Source organism: Burkholderia sp. Bp8963 (assembly GCF_003854275.1).
Lineage (GTDB): Bacteria > Pseudomonadota > Gammaproteobacteria > Burkholderiales > Burkholderiaceae > Burkholderia.
In genome coordinates, this window is sequence record NZ_QTQP01000013.1 from 109,174 (window position 1) to 124,953 (window position 15,780).

10 protein-coding genes are annotated in these 15,780 nt (G+C 67.8%); 1 reads left to right on the forward strand and 9 read right to left on the reverse strand.

Going from position 1 to position 15,780, the window contains the following annotated elements; translation table 11 throughout:
* Positions 1-35: 35 nt before the first annotated feature.
* Positions 36-1,124 (reverse strand): sigma-54-dependent Fis family transcriptional regulator, encoded by a 1,089-nt coding sequence (locus DID96_RS13715; RefSeq protein ID WP_124599840.1) that lies wholly within the window; start codon positions 1,122-1,124, stop codon positions 36-38.
* 161 nt (positions 1,125-1,285) lie between these two features.
* Positions 1,286-2,236, reverse strand: coding sequence for a glycosyltransferase family A protein (locus tag DID96_RS13720; protein ID WP_124599841.1), 951 nt, complete (start codon positions 2,234-2,236; stop codon positions 1,286-1,288).
* 510 nt (positions 2,237-2,746) lie between these two features.
* Here DID96_RS13720 and proP point away from each other — a divergent pair.
* Positions 2,747-4,213 (forward strand): glycine betaine/L-proline transporter ProP, encoded by a 1,467-nt coding sequence (proP, locus tag DID96_RS13730; RefSeq protein ID WP_124599843.1) that lies wholly within the window; start codon positions 2,747-2,749, stop codon positions 4,211-4,213.
* 83 nt (positions 4,214-4,296) lie between these two features.
* On the opposite strand, the gene DID96_RS13735 is transcribed toward proP, so the two are convergent.
* The 7 genes from DID96_RS13735 to DID96_RS13760 all read right to left on the reverse strand — a co-directional run bounded on the left by DID96_RS13735 (position 4,297) and on the right by DID96_RS13760 (position 15,651).
* The gene (locus tag DID96_RS13735; protein ID WP_124599844.1) at positions 4,297-7,092 is read right to left on the reverse strand and encodes a DEAD/DEAH box helicase; all 2,796 of its coding nucleotides are present in this window, start codon (positions 7,090-7,092) and stop codon (positions 4,297-4,299) included.
* Positions 7,089-9,116: a hypothetical protein gene (locus tag DID96_RS13740; protein ID WP_124599845.1), complete on the reverse strand. Its 2,028-nt coding sequence runs from the start codon at positions 9,114-9,116 to the stop codon at positions 7,089-7,091. The genes DID96_RS13735 and DID96_RS13740 overlap by 4 nt, the downstream gene beginning before the upstream one ends.
* Complete coding sequence (locus DID96_RS13745; RefSeq protein ID WP_124599846.1) at positions 9,113-10,342, reverse strand: hypothetical protein; 1,230 nt, start codon at positions 10,340-10,342, stop codon at positions 9,113-9,115. The genes DID96_RS13740 and DID96_RS13745 overlap by 4 nt, the downstream gene beginning before the upstream one ends.
* Positions 10,343-10,783: 441 nt before the next feature.
* Positions 10,784-10,918 (reverse strand): hypothetical protein, encoded by a 135-nt coding sequence (locus DID96_RS38895; RefSeq protein ID WP_260463895.1) that lies wholly within the window; start codon positions 10,916-10,918, stop codon positions 10,784-10,786.
* Between the two features lie 13 nt (positions 10,919-10,931).
* Positions 10,932-12,176 carry a polysaccharide pyruvyl transferase family protein gene (locus DID96_RS13750; protein WP_124599847.1) on the reverse strand — a complete coding sequence of 415 codons (1,245 nt, stop codon included), beginning with the start codon at positions 12,174-12,176 and terminating at the stop codon, positions 10,932-10,934.
* A gap of 193 nt (positions 12,177-12,369) precedes the next feature.
* Positions 12,370-14,139: a histidine kinase gene (locus tag DID96_RS13755; RefSeq protein WP_124599848.1), complete on the reverse strand. Its 1,770-nt coding sequence runs from the start codon at positions 14,137-14,139 to the stop codon at positions 12,370-12,372.
* A gap of 84 nt (positions 14,140-14,223) precedes the next feature.
* Positions 14,224-15,651, reverse strand: a complete 1,428-nt coding sequence (locus DID96_RS13760; protein ID WP_124599849.1) for an HD domain-containing phosphohydrolase — start codon at positions 15,649-15,651, stop codon at positions 14,224-14,226.
* Positions 15,652-15,780: the final 129 nt, after the last annotated feature.

The window sequence follows — 15,780 nt, forward strand, 5'->3', positions numbered from 1 at the left end:
GTCGAGCCGTGCTGAGCCGTGCCCGCGCCGCGCGATCAGTCGTCGAACGCCGATTCCGGACGCGGCTCGCTGAGCAGCCCGTGGCGCGCGAGCAGCGTGCGCATCGTGTTGCGCGTGACGCCGAGCAGCGCGGCCGTGCGCACCTGGCTGAACCGGCAATGCTCGAATGCCTCGCAGACGACCAGCGCCTCGATGTCGCGCAGCAGGCTTTCGCCGGGCGCGCGGAACAGGCGGCGCACGCCCGCGCGGATGTCGTCCTGCGGCAGCGACGTCGCGGCGTCGTCGGTCCGCACGTAGCCCGCGAGCGCTTCGGAAAACTTCAGGTGCTCGGGCCGGATCAGGTTGCCGTTCGACACGAGCAGCGCGAGATGCATCACGTTTTCCAGCTCGCGGATATTGCCGGGCCACGGATACGCGTGCAACGCCTGCACGGCGCCCTCGGACAGCATCGGTTGCGCGCGCTTGAGCTGCGCGCAGTAGCGCGCACGGAAATGCTCGGCGAGCGGCAGGATGTCCTGCGGCCGCTCGCGCAGCGGCGCCAGCCGCACGCGCGCGAGATTGATCCGGTAGAACAGGTCCATGCGGAAGTTGCCGGCCATCACGGCCTGTTCGAGATCGACGTTGGTCGCCGCGACCACCCGCACGTCGACCGGCCGCGCGCGCGTCGCGCCGACGCGCGTGACCTCGCCCTCCTGCAGCACGCGCAGCAGCTTCGCCTGCAGCGGCGGCGCGAGATCGCCGATCTCGTCGAGAAAGATCGTGCCTTCGTGCGCTTCCTCGAAGTAGCCGACGCGGCGGCCCTGCGCGCCTGTGAACGCGCCGGCCTCGTGGCCGAACAGCTCGCTCTCGGCAAGCTGCTGGCTGATCGCGCCGCAGTTGACTGCGATGAACGCGCCCTTGCGGCCGCTGACGTGATGGATGTGCCGCGCGACCAGTTCCTTGCCGGTGCCCGTCTCGCCGAGGATCAGCACCGGCGCGGCGCTCGGCCCGATCTGCTCGACGAAGCGCAGCACGGCGCGCGACACGGGATCCGCGAATACGAGCGCCTTCGCACGCACCGACAGCGGGCGGTGCTCGCTCTCTGGCAGCGAAATGAGCGGGGGGGAGTCTGTGCGGTTGTCCATGATCCGTGCCGAGGCGGACCGGTTATCGAGGTGGGCGTCCGCCTGAGGGTTTGATCTTAATCAACCTGGACCGAACGCAAAATGCCGATTGCTGCAATGCATCACCCCCGCACGCTGATAACGAATTCAGCTTGCGTCGAGTCGAATGGGAACGTGGCCGATTACGCCGCCCCGGACAAGTCACGCAACCGCGCCAACGCGAGGTCGATCCATTGCCGCACGAAATCGGCCAGCATCGCGCGATTTTCACCAACGCGCGATTCGGCGCATCCGGCCATGTCCGCGAGCAACGCGACTGCCTGCGACAGGCGCTTTGCGTCGTCGAGATGCCCGGCGCCGAAATGCTGGATCTCGAGCACGGGCAACAGCACTTCCCGGTCGTCGCTCGTCAGCGTCGGGTAGAACGCCTGCAGCACGATGTCGCGATTCAGCCGCGTCGCCTCGCGCGTGGCGTCCCTGTCCAGGCTGACATTGCTCGCATGCCGCCGATGCCGGGCAAGATCGCGGTCCAGATTTGCAAAACCCGCGCCCGCCAGCATTGCATCGACCCAGAACCGATGATCGCGCGACGACCGCAAATGCGGCAGCCACCAGATATTGCGTTCGACGAACCACGTCTTGCGCCACATCGTCGTCGACGTGATGAAATGCCCGCCGCCTTCGAGCAACGCGGTCTTGATATCCGCGTCGGACTGCAACGCGCGCGATCGCCCCAGTTCCGCAGACGATGCGTGTTCGAAGATCACCGCCTGCCCGCCGCACACGGTCACCCATGGATTGCAGTCGAGCACGTCGACCTGGCGGGAGAGCCGGTCCGGCAGCGCGATATCGTCCGCGTCCAGGCGGGCGACGTATTCGCCACGCGCAGCGACGATCGCCAGATTGGTGGCGATCGCTTCCCCGGCGTTATCGCTGAGCGTGATCGTGCGCACCTGCGGATGGGCAGCGTAGTGCGCAAGCGCGCTCGCCGTTGCGTCAGTCGATCCGTCGTTGACGACGATCACCTCGAACGCGCTGAACGTCTGCGCGAGGATCGATTCGATCGCTTCCTCGACGAACGACGCGGCGTTGAACGCCGGGATCACGACGGACACGCGTGGAACCCTGTTCATGGTGCTGCCGCTCCGCTTTGAATTGACGACCGGGCACGATTCCAGTCGCGTCCGGATTGCCGGGCAAGCCCGCCTTCTAGTGGAAATACGCGCGTCCCGATCCGATGACCGTCGCGGAAAGCGGCGGCCTGAAATTGTCGTCGGGGCCGTTGGTTGCTTCGTTGAGTTTCCGATAGTCGACCGGACTTTCCGCCTTTGCCGCTCGTTCGCTATCGCGCGGAATGGCTCGAAATCCAACGTAGTGTATGCGGCACTGCGTTGCGCCAGCAAGTGCACAAGCCTGTGTCCGTTGTCGTTTACGACCGTGTTCGGGACGCATGAGTGATGGTCGATTCCGGGCATATCTCTACACTCACCTTGCACATTGCGCCCCGTGCCGAGCGACCGCCATGCACGCTTCGACACGGCGGCGCCCCAGAGACCCCCAGCCCCCACCGCCGATCCGCATGCGGCCGATCGCCTGCGTGTTCCATCCGGCGGATTGGCCGTGCCATACCAGGAGTGTGTCCATTGAGCTCTTCGCGAAAACGCAACCCACAATCTTCGCGCACGTCCGTTGCGCTGAGCGACATTACGATCGTCGACAACGCAGTGCTCAAGCGTGCGGTCGGCGCAATGGCATTCGGCAACGCGATGGAATGGTTCGACTTCGGCGTCTACAGCTACATCGCCGTCACGCTCGGCAAGGTGTTCTTCCCGTCCAGCAGCCCGTCCGCGCAGTTGCTCGCGACCTTCGGCACGTTCGCGGCCGCGTTCCTCGTGCGCCCGCTCGGCGGCATGGTATTTGGCCCGCTCGGCGACCGGATCGGCCGGCAGCGCGTGCTTGCGATGACGATGATCATGATGGCCGTCGGCACGTTCGCGATCGGCCTGATCCCGAGCTATGCGTCGATCGGCATCATGGCGCCCGTGCTGCTGCTCGTCGCCCGCCTCGTGCAGGGTTTCTCGACGGGTGGCGAATACGGCGGCGCCGCGACCTTCATCGCCGAATTCTCGCCTGACAAGCGCCGCGGCTTCATGGGCAGCTTCCTCGAGTTCGGCACGCTGACCGGCTACATTCTCGGCGCGGGCACGGTCGCGACACTGACCGCGATGCTGTCGCAGGACGCGCTGCTGTCGTGGGGCTGGCGCGTGCCGTTTTTCATCGCCGGTCCGCTCGGCCTCGTGGGCCTCTACGTGCGGATGAAACTCGAGGAAACACCTGCTTTCAAGAAGGAAGCGGAAGCGCGCGAGGCGAACGAAAACGCGCGGCCGAAGCAAGGATTTCCGGAACTGCTTGCCGAGCAATGGAAGCCGCTGCTGCAATGCGTCGGCCTCGTGCTGATCTTCAACGTGACCGACTACATGGCCCTGTCGTATCTGCCGAGCTTTCTGTCGGCGACACTGCACGTCGACGAATCACATGGCCTCTTTCTCGTGCTGATCGTGATGATGCTGATGATGCCGATGACGCTTTACGCCGGGCATCTGTCCGACCAGGTCGGACGCAAACCGGTGATGCTCGCCGGATGCGTCGGACTCCTCATGCTGTCGATTCCGGCCCTGCTGTTGATCCGCACCGGCGCGACGTTGCCGATGCTCGGCGGCATGCTGATTTTCGGCACGTTGCTGTCGACGTTTACCGGCGTGATGCCGTCGTCGCTGCCGGCGCTGTTTCCGACGCGAATCCGCTACGGCGCGCTCGCGATCGGCTTCAACGTGTCGGTATCGCTGTTCGGCGGCACGACGCCGCTCGTGACCGCGTGGCTCGTCGACGTGACGGGCAACCTGATGATGCCCGCCTACTATCTGATGGGTGCGTCGGTCATCGGTATCGTATCGGTGCTCGCGCTGCGCGAGACGGCCGGCAAGCCGTTGCCCGGTTCCGGGCCGTGCGTGTCGAGTCGCATGGAAGCGCTCAGCCTCGTCGACAAGGTGCCGGCCCGAAGCCACTCGCGGAAGAAGGCGCGCCCGGTCGTGGTAAAGGAACACGTCTGATTTGGGTTTCAGCCTGAACCTTGCAGGTACGAGGGTCTCCGTTTTACGTGGCGCATGATCGCGGTCTGAAGCTCATCGATCAGTCATCGTCGCGAGCCGCGACGCTCCCGATCATTACCGCGCGCCGAAAACCGGTCGTCGTTCTCCGCCGCGCGCGGCGCGCCGGCGGGCGGCGCCGGATCGGGCTCCCCTCGCGGCGTGAAGTCCGGCGCAGCGCCGTTGATGTCGTCGATCAACGCGGCCTGTTCCGGATGCCGGGCCGCCAGATGCGCCGAAACGACGACGCCATGAAGCTGCGCACGCAAATCCTCCCAGCGCTCGCGCAGCACACGCCAGTTCACTTCGTCGTACGTGCCCTTGAACACCACCGGGCAGAACTCGATCCGCGGAACGTCGCTCGATCCCGCGCCATGCATCGCGCGCTCGATCATCGATTCCCACAGGCTGCCGAGGCGATCGACGCGGCCGATCTGCTGCTCGACGACTGCGGGGTTCCATTCAGGATGCAGCAGCACCACGGTCCGGCACGCACGATGCAGGTTGAGCCCCTCGCGTCCGACCATCGACTGCGCGACCAGCACGCGCGGATACACATGGGCCCGGTTGAACGCGAGCTGCTGCATCCGGCGCGTCTCCGGTTTCGTATCGCCGTGCATCAAGCGCGCGAAGCCGCCTTCGGGACGGTTGAACTCCTCGCTTAGCCTCGCCTCGACCGTCTTCCACGCCGCATCGAAATCGACACCGTCGAATTCCGCGTCCCCCGCGGCATCCTGATCGGCATGCTCGACGTCGCGATCGCTGGTCGCCTCCATCAGCTCGACGAACGCGGCCGCATAAACCGACGGATCGCGTCGCTCGAGATCCCCGGCCCGCAGCGCGTGCATCGCGCGCGCGACGAGGGCACGCGGGTTCGCGTCACCGCTGCCGGCGCGTCGGTCGCGGTCGGCATTCTGGAATGCCTTGAACAGACGCCTCGCCCACGCATTCGACGCATCGTCGGCCAAGCCACGCTCGATCAGGCTCAGCAAGTCGTCGCGGTATTTCTCGCGCTCGGTTTCGAGCGCCCTGTATCGTTGTTCGAGCGCACGATCGAGCGCGTCGCGTTCGAGTGCATCACGCCGGATCTTGCCAGCTCGCTTCAGTTGACGATAGGCGGCCTGAACCGCCGGCCACTCGCCATCGTGCAGCTTACGCTGCGGCCAAGACTTGTCTTCGTCGAGACAGCGCAGCATCTCCCGCGCGTTGAGCAGGTCGACCAGCGCCCGCAACGGGCGCGTGAAGCGGCCGAACACGAGGACTTTCTCGCCGCGCGCCGTGACCGCTTCGATCGCGTCGACGGCTGCCACGATCGCCGGGTGGTCGTAGAGCGGCTCCTCGCCGTTGCCAAACGGACGCGTCGCCACGTCGATCCACCACTGCGCGCGCTGGCGCGCCTTCTCGTCGGCCCCGGATGCGGCCTCCGTCGGCGCAGGCTCGTCGGCGGACGCGCGGTCGTGCTCCTCCTGCTTGCGGTCGGCATCGGCATCGCGCGTCGCGCGGTCCATCAGCATCGCGATGCCATGACCGCTCCCCGTCGTCAGGCGCAGGCGTGTCGCGACACGCGCCAGGTTGGCGTCCTCCGCCTGCCTGCCGACGAACGAAAGCGCTTCGGCCGCGCAGACTGCCTGCTTCCACCGGTCGTCGAGCCGTGCGGTATCGACCAGGATCTCCTGTTCGCGCCGATACGCGTGGCCCGGCTCGTTCGCGATGCGCGCGAACGCCTGCACGTAGCGGTCGTTTCGCTTGTCGCGCCGCAACACCCATCGCGCGAGTGCGTGCCGGAACGCCGACGCCGCCTCCTTGTACGCGTCGCGTGCAGCGTCGTTGCCGATGCATTGGCGCATCCGCCGGACCGCGTCCGAGTAACGCGCGATCACGTCGCCGACGCCGTCGGCATCGGCACCGATCCGCCGCAGCGTCTGCTTCCATTGCCCGGAATCGAGCTCCACGGGCGTCGCCGTCAGCGCGATGCGCCGCGCGGACGGCGACGCGAGCACCACGTTGTCGAGCAGCTTCGACAAGCCGCTGTCGTCGCCGCGACTCTTGTGGGCTTCGTCGATGATGACCAGGTCGAAACCGCCGAGGCCCGCGCCGACCGCGCGTTCGAGCGCCGGGCGCAGCGTGCCGCCGCTGCGATATGCGTCGGCGGCATTCAGCCGCATGCGGCGCCCGTCGGCCGGCATCATCGCGTCGCCCAGCTCGGTCAGCCGCTGCGCCATCGGTCCGTCCGGATCGTTCGACGCCGCGTCGACGATGTCGGCCACCGCACGGCGCAGGTATTCCGGCGGCCGGTCGCCTTGCCGCGACGGCTGGCTGCCGCGCGGCCGGTCGCGCCATCGCGCGCACAGCGCCGGCAACAGCCGCCAGCGCCACGCTTGGCGATTTCCCCCGAGCGACCAATTCGCAAACGCATGCGAGATCAGCACCGCGCGCTCGCCGAACCACGGCTGGCGCGCGGCGGGATCGTTGCTCTGCCACGCACACAGGTATTGCCACAGGCTGCGCAGCAGCATCGGCGCCTGCACCTTCCCGTCGCGCAGCTCCGCGCGCCATTGATACCCGAGGCCCGGCGGCACGAGAATCGCGACACGCCCGCCGCATTCGATCACGGCCCGCGCGACGGCAACCGCGATCCGCGTCTTGCCCATGCCGACTTCGTCCGCCACGATCAGGCCGTTCGCGGGCAGCCGGCGGGCAATCGCGCGCAGGCTCGCGCATTGTCCGTCGTTCAATCGCCAGCCGTTGGCCTGCACCGGCTCGTCGGCGGCTGCGCGCGCGGTCTCCGCGACGCGCATCAGGCGCGCGCTGACCGCGTCCCACCCGAGGAATACTTCGCTCATCTCATGCTCCTCAATGCCGGCAGCGCGCCAACCGCCCACGCCTGTTCGATCGTCCTGAGCGCGGCTTCATAGCGCGCACCCGCCGCGTTGCCACCGGTCTCCGCGAAACCCGGACGGAACGGCGCGGCGCGAAGCGGCGACAGCGGATTCAGTTCGAGCTCGGCAAAGGCCGTCACGCCCGCGCTACCGGCGGCACGGACGAGTGTCTGCTCGAGCCGGCTGCACCACGCGTGCCAGTCGGCCTCGTCGATCGCCGTCTGCCGCTGCGCGATGTTCTCGATCAACTCCATCATCTGGCGGATCGGATAGGTCCGCCCGTCCGCCGACGGCAGCGCGTGCGCGCCGGACAGCATCGGATCGAAACCTTCGCCGAAGCGATCCGGCGCATCGTCGTCCGGTGCCATCGGGAAACTCGCGAGCTGCCACCAGAGGTCCTCGACATCCAGTGACGTCAGCGGCGTTGCCGCGACGCGCCCGTACTCGTCGAGCACCGGCACGGTGGTGCTGCCAGCGCTGCCGGCGCCGTCCGCATCGGCCCAGCGAACCTCGACCTGCCGCGGGCGCTCGCCCGGCCACGCGAACCCGTCCGCCAGCCTGGCGCACGGCGCGCCGGCCGGATCGAGCACGGCGACGTGCAACAGCCCGTCCATCGTTTCGGACGGCCGCAAGCTGGCCGGCTCCGCCGCGTCCGCGCCGCGCCAGGTCAGCCACGCGATCGGCGACGCGATGCATTCGTCCGGACGCTCCGGCATGTCGCCGCCGGGCGTGAGCACGTGATCGGTGTCGACGGATTCGCCCCGATGCACCGGCAGCACGTTGCCGACGACCTGCTCCGGCGGCACGCCGCGCCGCGCTTCCCATTGCAGAGGCTCGGCGGCAAACACGACGCCGGCCTCGAGGTTCCCGCCGCGCGTATTCGCCGACGACAGGAAACCCGGCTTCGTCAGATTGCCCGATCCCAGATACAGCCACGCGCTCGTGCACGCATTCGAGCCCCGCTCGTTCGCCGCAAACAGGAACTTCGCGTGCAGCGTGCGCTGGCCGCCCGCCGCCGCGCCGAACACCGCTTCCGGTGTGCGCGCGCGCCGGACCGTCACCCCGTGCTCCGCCAGCGCGGTGACCGATTGCGCGACGGCCTGGCACGCGTCCGGATTGACGAACACGTCGATCTGGCAGTTCTGCGTGATCCGTCCGGCGCGCTTCAGCTCGCCGATGATCTTCAGCAGCGCGGGCGGCGCGCCGCCTGCGTCGGCCGACATCGACTCGAAGAATCCGGAACCCATCGCGAGCCGATTGCAGGCTGCGCCGCCCGTCGCGCGTTCCGCGAGCGCAGGAAGTTGTGTCAGCAACGGCTTGTCCCAGTTGTCGACGAAGCGGGCGCGCGCGCGGCCGGCGGCTTGCTCGCACAGCGCGATCCAGCGGCGCAGCTGCCCGTCCGCATGCGCCGATTCGCCCGGCAACGCATCGCCGATCGCCGTGAAAATGCGCGTATCGAAGTGCGGTGCGAGCCGCTCGATCATCCGCCATGCGGCACGCACATCCGCGCACGCCGTCTTCACTTCGTCGTCGCCGTGATCCAGCGCGTCGCTGGCAACGTCGATACTCCACGCGAGGTCGAGGCTCTCCTCGAGCGTCTGGCGCGTCCAGTTCCCGGTGGAGACGATCACGCGCAGCCGCCAGCGCGACGCGTCCGTCTGATGGCGGAAGCCCAGCACCGCGACCTTCGCGTGCAGCAGCCGGAACGGGCGCGGCACTCGCTTCAGCAACGGCAGATGCATCAGCCCCGGCACGTCGACGGTCGTGATCAGCGAGTTACCGGGATCGAGCATCATCGCGAGCGCAATGCGCCCGCCCGCCGCGCGCCGCGCGTGGGTCTGGCCCGTGAAGCGCTCCGCCGCGTCGTCGAGAAAGGCCGCATCGGCCGAATAGCCGCACAGCCACCCGAAGTGACCGAGATAAGCATCCGGCGCGTCGAAGAGTTGCGCCAGCGAAGGCCGCTTCACGGCCCGTGCATTCCTGCTCATTCGTCCGCCTCCGGCTTCCGGGATTCCAGCCAGTGGCCGAGCTCGCCGTGCAGATCGGCGTTCAGCAGGAACAGGTTCTGGATGCGATACGAGATGCCCGCGGGCCAGACGATCCCCGCACGCACCGTCGGCGCCGCTTCGTCGGGATCGGCCGGATCCGGCGCGCCGGTCGCGCCGTCGCGGAAAGCCGGCCCCGGAACGATCTGCCCGTGCTTGACGCGCAATACCCGCTCGTCCCGCATCACCAGCGTCTCGACACGCTTCGTGTCGTCGGGATCGATGCATTCGCGGCAAAACTGATTCGCACCGGCGTCGTCGTGCCCTTCGTCGAGGAATGCCTGCGCGGCGAGCTTCAGCGCGTCGAGCCGCTCCGCGACGGTATCGGGAATGCGGTCAGCGCCGAGCTCGAAGCACGGGCGGCTCCCGTTGGCGGCAACCGCGACTTCCAGCGCATCGAGCACGGCCAGCGCTTCGTCCCGCGCTCGGAAAAACCGCGCGCCCGCACGCAGATCGTTCCAGTGGGCGTCATCGATCGCGACGGGCCGCTGGCCCCAGCCGAGCTCGCGATCCGCATCCCCGGCTTCGCGCACCGCGTTCACCCACGCGAGCGCGGCACGGCGCCGCGCCTGCCCTGAGTCAACGTCGCCGCCCATGCTCAGTTGCTGCGCGACCAGCGCCAGCGCGTCGGGCATCATCGGCTCAAGCGGCGAAAGCGCGACGGCGAGCTTGCTGCTATCCGTCAGACGCTCGCCACGGCTCATCCACTGCACCAGATAATCGAGCACGCCCTGCGAGTAGTAGCACGGCTCGTAGCCGCTGGCCTGCGCGTCGATCAGCGCGTCGCCGGTCGGCGTGCACCGGAACGCATTGAAGCGGCTTGCGCCTGCGTCGACGAGGCCGAGCGACGGCAATGCCTGGACGATCGACATGCGCATCGGCTGGCTGACGTAGAACCCGGGCTTGCGCACCCGCGCGAAGGTCAGATCCTGCTGGCCGCTCAGCTTGCGGAATCCGCGCAAGCGCGCATCCGGCGCGTGCCCGTTGCGTCGGAAACCGGACCAGCACGCAATCGCCTCGATCGCATTGCCCGCCTCGATATTGGTCACCTGCACCCGGCCCGTACGCGCGTGCTCCGCCGCGCGCACGCCGAGCGTGGCCAGGAAAAGCTGCTTGGCGAACCACAGGCCGCCCAGCCCCGGCACCGCCAGTTCATTGAACGCACGCACGGATGCACCGAGGTTAAGCGTCCGCGTCCGGCGTTCGGCCGGCAATATTTCAGGGCCCAGCAGCCCCCACGACATCTGCATGTGTGACACCGTCATGATGATTGATTCAACGGCAGGGCGCGCACGCGCTGCGTTCGAACGGATAACGGCGCACTGCGCCATTTCTTTAACTGCATGGTTCGGGAAATCGGGTTCCTGTCGGGCGGGACATGTCGATCACGGTTGTCCGGTTCCACACGCGAGTCGCGCGCGCGGCATCGCCGGCGATCGCGTGTCGCCACTTTATTCGCGCATCGGGACAAATCGTGTCGTGAGCGGCGGCGCCGGGTTCATGTCCGACTGCGCTCGCGCAAACGTATGCGGCCGTGCTCGCGCGTTAGAACGATGCGACATGCGCGCTCGTGGGCACGGCCCGCCGCGCGCACGCGCAACGGCATTCGATCACTCGTCGAACGGGTCCGGCCCGAACACCTCGTAGTGAATCCGCGCCTCATGCACGCCGAGGTTCTTCAGCGCGTCGGCGAGGTTGCCGTATGCCTGCGCCCACGCGGAAATGATCTCGTCGGTGGCCGCCACGCCGCATCACGGCTCAACCGGTATCTGCATCCCGCAAGCACGACTCGCGCACCGGCGCGAATCCTTTACGGTACAGATCGGCCAGCTCCGTCGCCTTGTCCTCCAGCATCGCCGGATCGGCCCGCAGCGCATCGCCGATCGCGTCGGCGAGCTCATCCACGCCAGCGACGGCCGGGTTGCCGGCCGCTTCCCATGTCGCCGCGAATGCGGTCAGCTTCGTCGTCCGCGTACCGTCGGTCGAATGGCGAATGTTGACGCGCGGAAGCGCGAACGCCATCGCGACGATCCTGCCATGCAGGCTGCTGCCGCAATACACTCGGCTCTGCGCGATCAGCGCGCAGATGTCCCACAGATTCAGCGATGCAAGCACCCTGACCGATGCGCACCGCACCCTGCCGGCAATGCGTCGGCAGCACGCGAGATCGTCATGCCACGGCGCCGCGCCGGCGCGGAACAATACGATGCCGAGCCGATGCGACGCAGCCGTCCGGTCGAGCTCGCGTGCGATCACGTCGAGCGTTGCGTCGTCGCCGAAATCGGCACTGAACTGCACGGCCGCGTAGCCGTCGGGAAAGGCCTGCAGCACGTCCCGCACCGCGCGCTCGCCCGCATGGCGGCGAATCCGCGCGCCGAACAGCGCGCGGGTCATGACCGCAGGATCGGGCACGAGCCGCGCCGCGATGCCCGCCGCGCTCAACTGCGCGTGCGTGGACCGATCGCGCACGCTGACGTCGTCCGCCGCCGCGACGGCGGCCAGCACTTCAGCGCGCAGCGCCGCGTCGCAACCGTCGAGCGCGACGCCGCCAACCGCGTTGAAGGCAACGCGGCGCATCGGCACGTCGGGATACGCGTGCCGCGACAGCACGTATGGCGCCAGCGATGCGGCGCCAAACCGTGCATGCGCAAAAGCGGGCTGGTTCCGCTCCCACGCGCCGGCCTGCGCAAGGTTGATCGGGAATTCGTCCGGGCGCGACAGCATGACGGCCGCCTCCCACGCATCGCAGGTCAGCAGTTCACCGCCGACGTGGACGACGTTCAGCGCACGATCGCGCGAGGCCGCCGCGATCCGCTCGAACGCGTCGACGCGATGGCCGCCGTCGCAACGCAGATCACGCGCGGCCAGGCCGGCGAAACGCAGGTCGCGGCAGTCGAGCATCCGCGCGACGACGTGCGGGAACAGCAGGTCGCCGAAATTGTGTCGATCGAACGCGCCGAACAGGACTGTCGGCGTGCTGCGCGAAGCGTGACCGGTTTCCACGACGGATATCGCCCAAGGAGTTCGCCTGATTCCGGATCATCCCTGAGACGCGAGCATCGCTCAACATCATCCGGACGAGCAATCATGCAATCCGCGGCCGCCTCGTGCGATCGCTCGCTGAACGACGTCCATGCCGGCGGCGCTCAGCTCACGTTGACGTCGTGCACGTCCGCGCACAGCCAGGCCGGCAAGGTCATGCGTTCTGCTGCAACGAAGCGGCATCCGTCTCCGCGCGCGCGCGCCGGACCGGCAACCGGATCGTGAAGGTGGTGCCGCGCCCGGGCTCGCTCGCGACGTCGATCACGCCGCGATGACGCTCGACGATCCCGTGCGACACCGACAGCCCGAGGCCCGTGCCCTGCCCGACCGGCTTGGTCGTGAAGAACGGATCGAAAATCCGTCGCACGATATCGGGCGGCATCCCGCGGCCCGTATCGCTGATCGCGATCGACACGGTATCGCCGTCATGCGACGTGCGGAGCGTGATGATGCCGTGCTCGGGTATCGCCTGCGCGGCATTGACGAGCAGATTCATGAACACCTGGTTCAGCTGGGACGGCAGGCATTCGACAGGCGGCACGTCGCCGTACTCACGCACGATGTCGGCCTTGTACTTGAGCTCGTTGTGGACGACGTTCAGCGTACTCTCGAGGCCCGCGCGGAGGTCGACCACGCTCCATTCGTCGCTGCCCGGCCGCGAGAAATCGCGCAGGTCCTGCACGATGCGCCGCACCCGCATCGTGCCGTCGATCGATTCGTCGATCAGCGTCGCGATCTCGCCGCGGATGTAGTCGAGATCCGCGTCTTTTCTCGCGGCGGCCAGCGTGCCGCGCGCGTCGGCGTCCAGTTGCGCGACGACAGCTTCATGCGCCGCCACCACGTCGAGCAGGTTTCGGACCCAGGTCTTCAGCATGTTGAGATTTGCACTAACGAAGCCGATCGGATTGTTGATCTCGTGCGCGACACCGGCCGCGAGCTGTCCGATCGACGCGAGTTTTTCCGACTGCAGCAACTGCACGTGGGTTGCCTCGAGTTCGTGCAGCAGCCGGCGCTGCTCGTCCTTCTCGCGCTCGAGACGCGCCTGCGCCGCCTTGCGCTCCTCGATCTCGCGCTCCATGTTTTCGCGGGTGCGCTGCAGCGTCTGTGTGGTCCGCTCGTAACGGCGCAGCGCCCGCTCGAGTTCGCAGGTGCGCACCTGCACGAGTTCCTCGAGCGTATCGGCCATGCCGCGCAGGAACGCCGTGCTCGCGTCGAAGCGTGAAATCATCAACGTGACGACCAGCGTCGCCAGCGTGAACAGCGCGACCGTCGTCGCGAGCCACGGCGAGTCGATGCCGTTTGCCGCACCGCAGCGCGCGTCCGGCGCGAAATACGCGGCCGCCATCCCCGTGTAATGCATGCCGGTGATCGCGATCCCCATGATCGCGGCCGCGCCGATGCGACGCGCGCTCGCGGCGCGTGCCGCCTGCGCGCGCAGCGTCTGTGCGATCCACAGCGCGGCAGTCGACGCGACGATCGCGACGCCGATCGATGCGGCGAACAGCGCGACGTCGTAGCGGATCGCCGGCTGCATCCGCATCGCGGCCATGCCCGTGTAATGCATGCCGGCAATCCCGCCGCCCATCAGAATGCCGCCGAAGGCGAGACGCGCCCGCGTCAGTTCCGCGCGCGTCACGACATGCAGTGCGAAATACGACACCAGCACCGCGATCGCGAGCGACGCACCGGTTTCGGTCAGGTCGTAGCCGAGCGGAATCGGCAGCGAGTAAGCGAGCATCCCGACGAAATGCATCGACCAAATGCCGGTGCCCATCGCGGCCGCGCCGCCACTCAGCCACGCCAGCCTGATCCTCCGCTTGTCGAGCAGTGAGATGAACGCGGCCAGGTCGAGAGCCGTATACGAAGCCAGCGTCGCGATAACGAGCGACAGCAGGACGAGCGAAAGGTTGTACGTGCCGTGCATGGTCGAGCGCTCGGGAGAGTCGGGATCGCGTTGCCGTGCCGCGCGATCGGTCGCGAAGCACGGCCGCCGCGCCGCAGCCGGCCATCAGCCCGGCGGTTCGCCGGCGGCCGGCGCGGGTGCAGGCGCAGACGTTGACGCTGGCGTGCCGGCGGCGGCCAGCACCAGAATGTCGAACGGCGTCCCTTCCCGTGCTTCGAAACGGCGGACGAGGTCGATCTGGTGCGCCGTCATCACGCTCCCCTTCGTGATCAGCAGCACGCCGCGGTGCGTCCGCAGATCGTCCGCGAGCTGCATCCCTTCGCACAGCTGCTCGGACTTCACTTCCGTCACGGACGGCGCGATGCCCAATTCCGCCGGATGCTTCATCAGCGCGACGAAGCGCTCGACGATCTGCGGGTCGTAGCGCACGCCGGCCTGCGACCTGAGCACATCGATCGCTTGCTCGGCGGACTGCGGCGCGCCGATCTCGCCGTGGCGCAACCCTTCGAAATCGCGCGCGACCGCGATGATCCGCGAGCCGAGCGGAATGTCGGTGCCCGCGAGCCCGTCCGGCGTGCCGCGGCCGTTGAACCGCTCGTACTGGTGCAACACGATCGACGCAACGTGATGGAGCTGCGCGACAGGCGTCAGCACCATCTGCGCGCGCAGCGGATGCTGCTGGTACAAGCGCTGCTCGTCCGTCGTCATCCGCACCAACGGCTTGTGCAGCAGCTCGTCCGGCAGCGACAGCTTGCCGATGCCGTGCAGCAGCCCCGCGAAATAGACGTCCTTCGCATGGTGGCTGCTCATCCCGCACGCGAGCGCGAGATGCCGCGCAATCTCGCCGATCCGCATCGACTGCCCGCCGACCACGCCGCAGCGCAGTTCGACCATGCTCGCGCAAACCTGGACCATCGCGGTGAAATTGCTTTTCAGGTCGCGCTGCGCGGCCTCGAGGAACATCACCGTCTGGCCAAGTTCTTCGGTCCGGGCCCGCACCTCGCTTTCGAGCTCCGCGTTGAAGCGGCGCAGCGCTTCGTTCTGCGTCTGCGTCAGCGCCGCGAGCCTCTCGGCTTCGCTGCGCAGCCGCCGCTGCTCGAGCGCCTGGTCGATCGTCAGCAGCAGGTCGTGGTCGTCCCACGGCTTGTTCAGGTAGCGATAGATGCCGCCCTCGTTGACGGCTCGCGCCACCGCTTCGATCTCCGAATAGCCGGTCAGCAGGATGCGCATCGTGTCCGGATACATCGCGCGTGCGCGGGCCAGAAACTCCACGCCGCTCATGTGCGGCATGCGCATGTCCGACACGATCAGATCGACGTCGCCCGACGCCAGGATGTCGAGCGCCGCCTCGCCGCTGTCGGCGGTGCGGACGTCGTAACGGGACTGCCTGAGCAGGCGCCTGAGCGCGGACAGCACGCCGGGTTCGTCGTCGACGAGCAGGATCACGGCGGCGGGCGAATCGCCGGCCGGCTGCGTCGCGTCGACTGTTTCATCCTGCGTGGAACGGGTGCCGCTTGTTGCAGGCGTCGTCATGATGGCCCTCGTGTTGGTTTTCTTCATGCCACCTCTGCAACATCGGCCTGCACCGCGACTTCTGAATCCGGGAAAACACGGATAAAAGCCATCGCGACGCCGCGACGTCGTGGCGGGCGCACGTCGCGT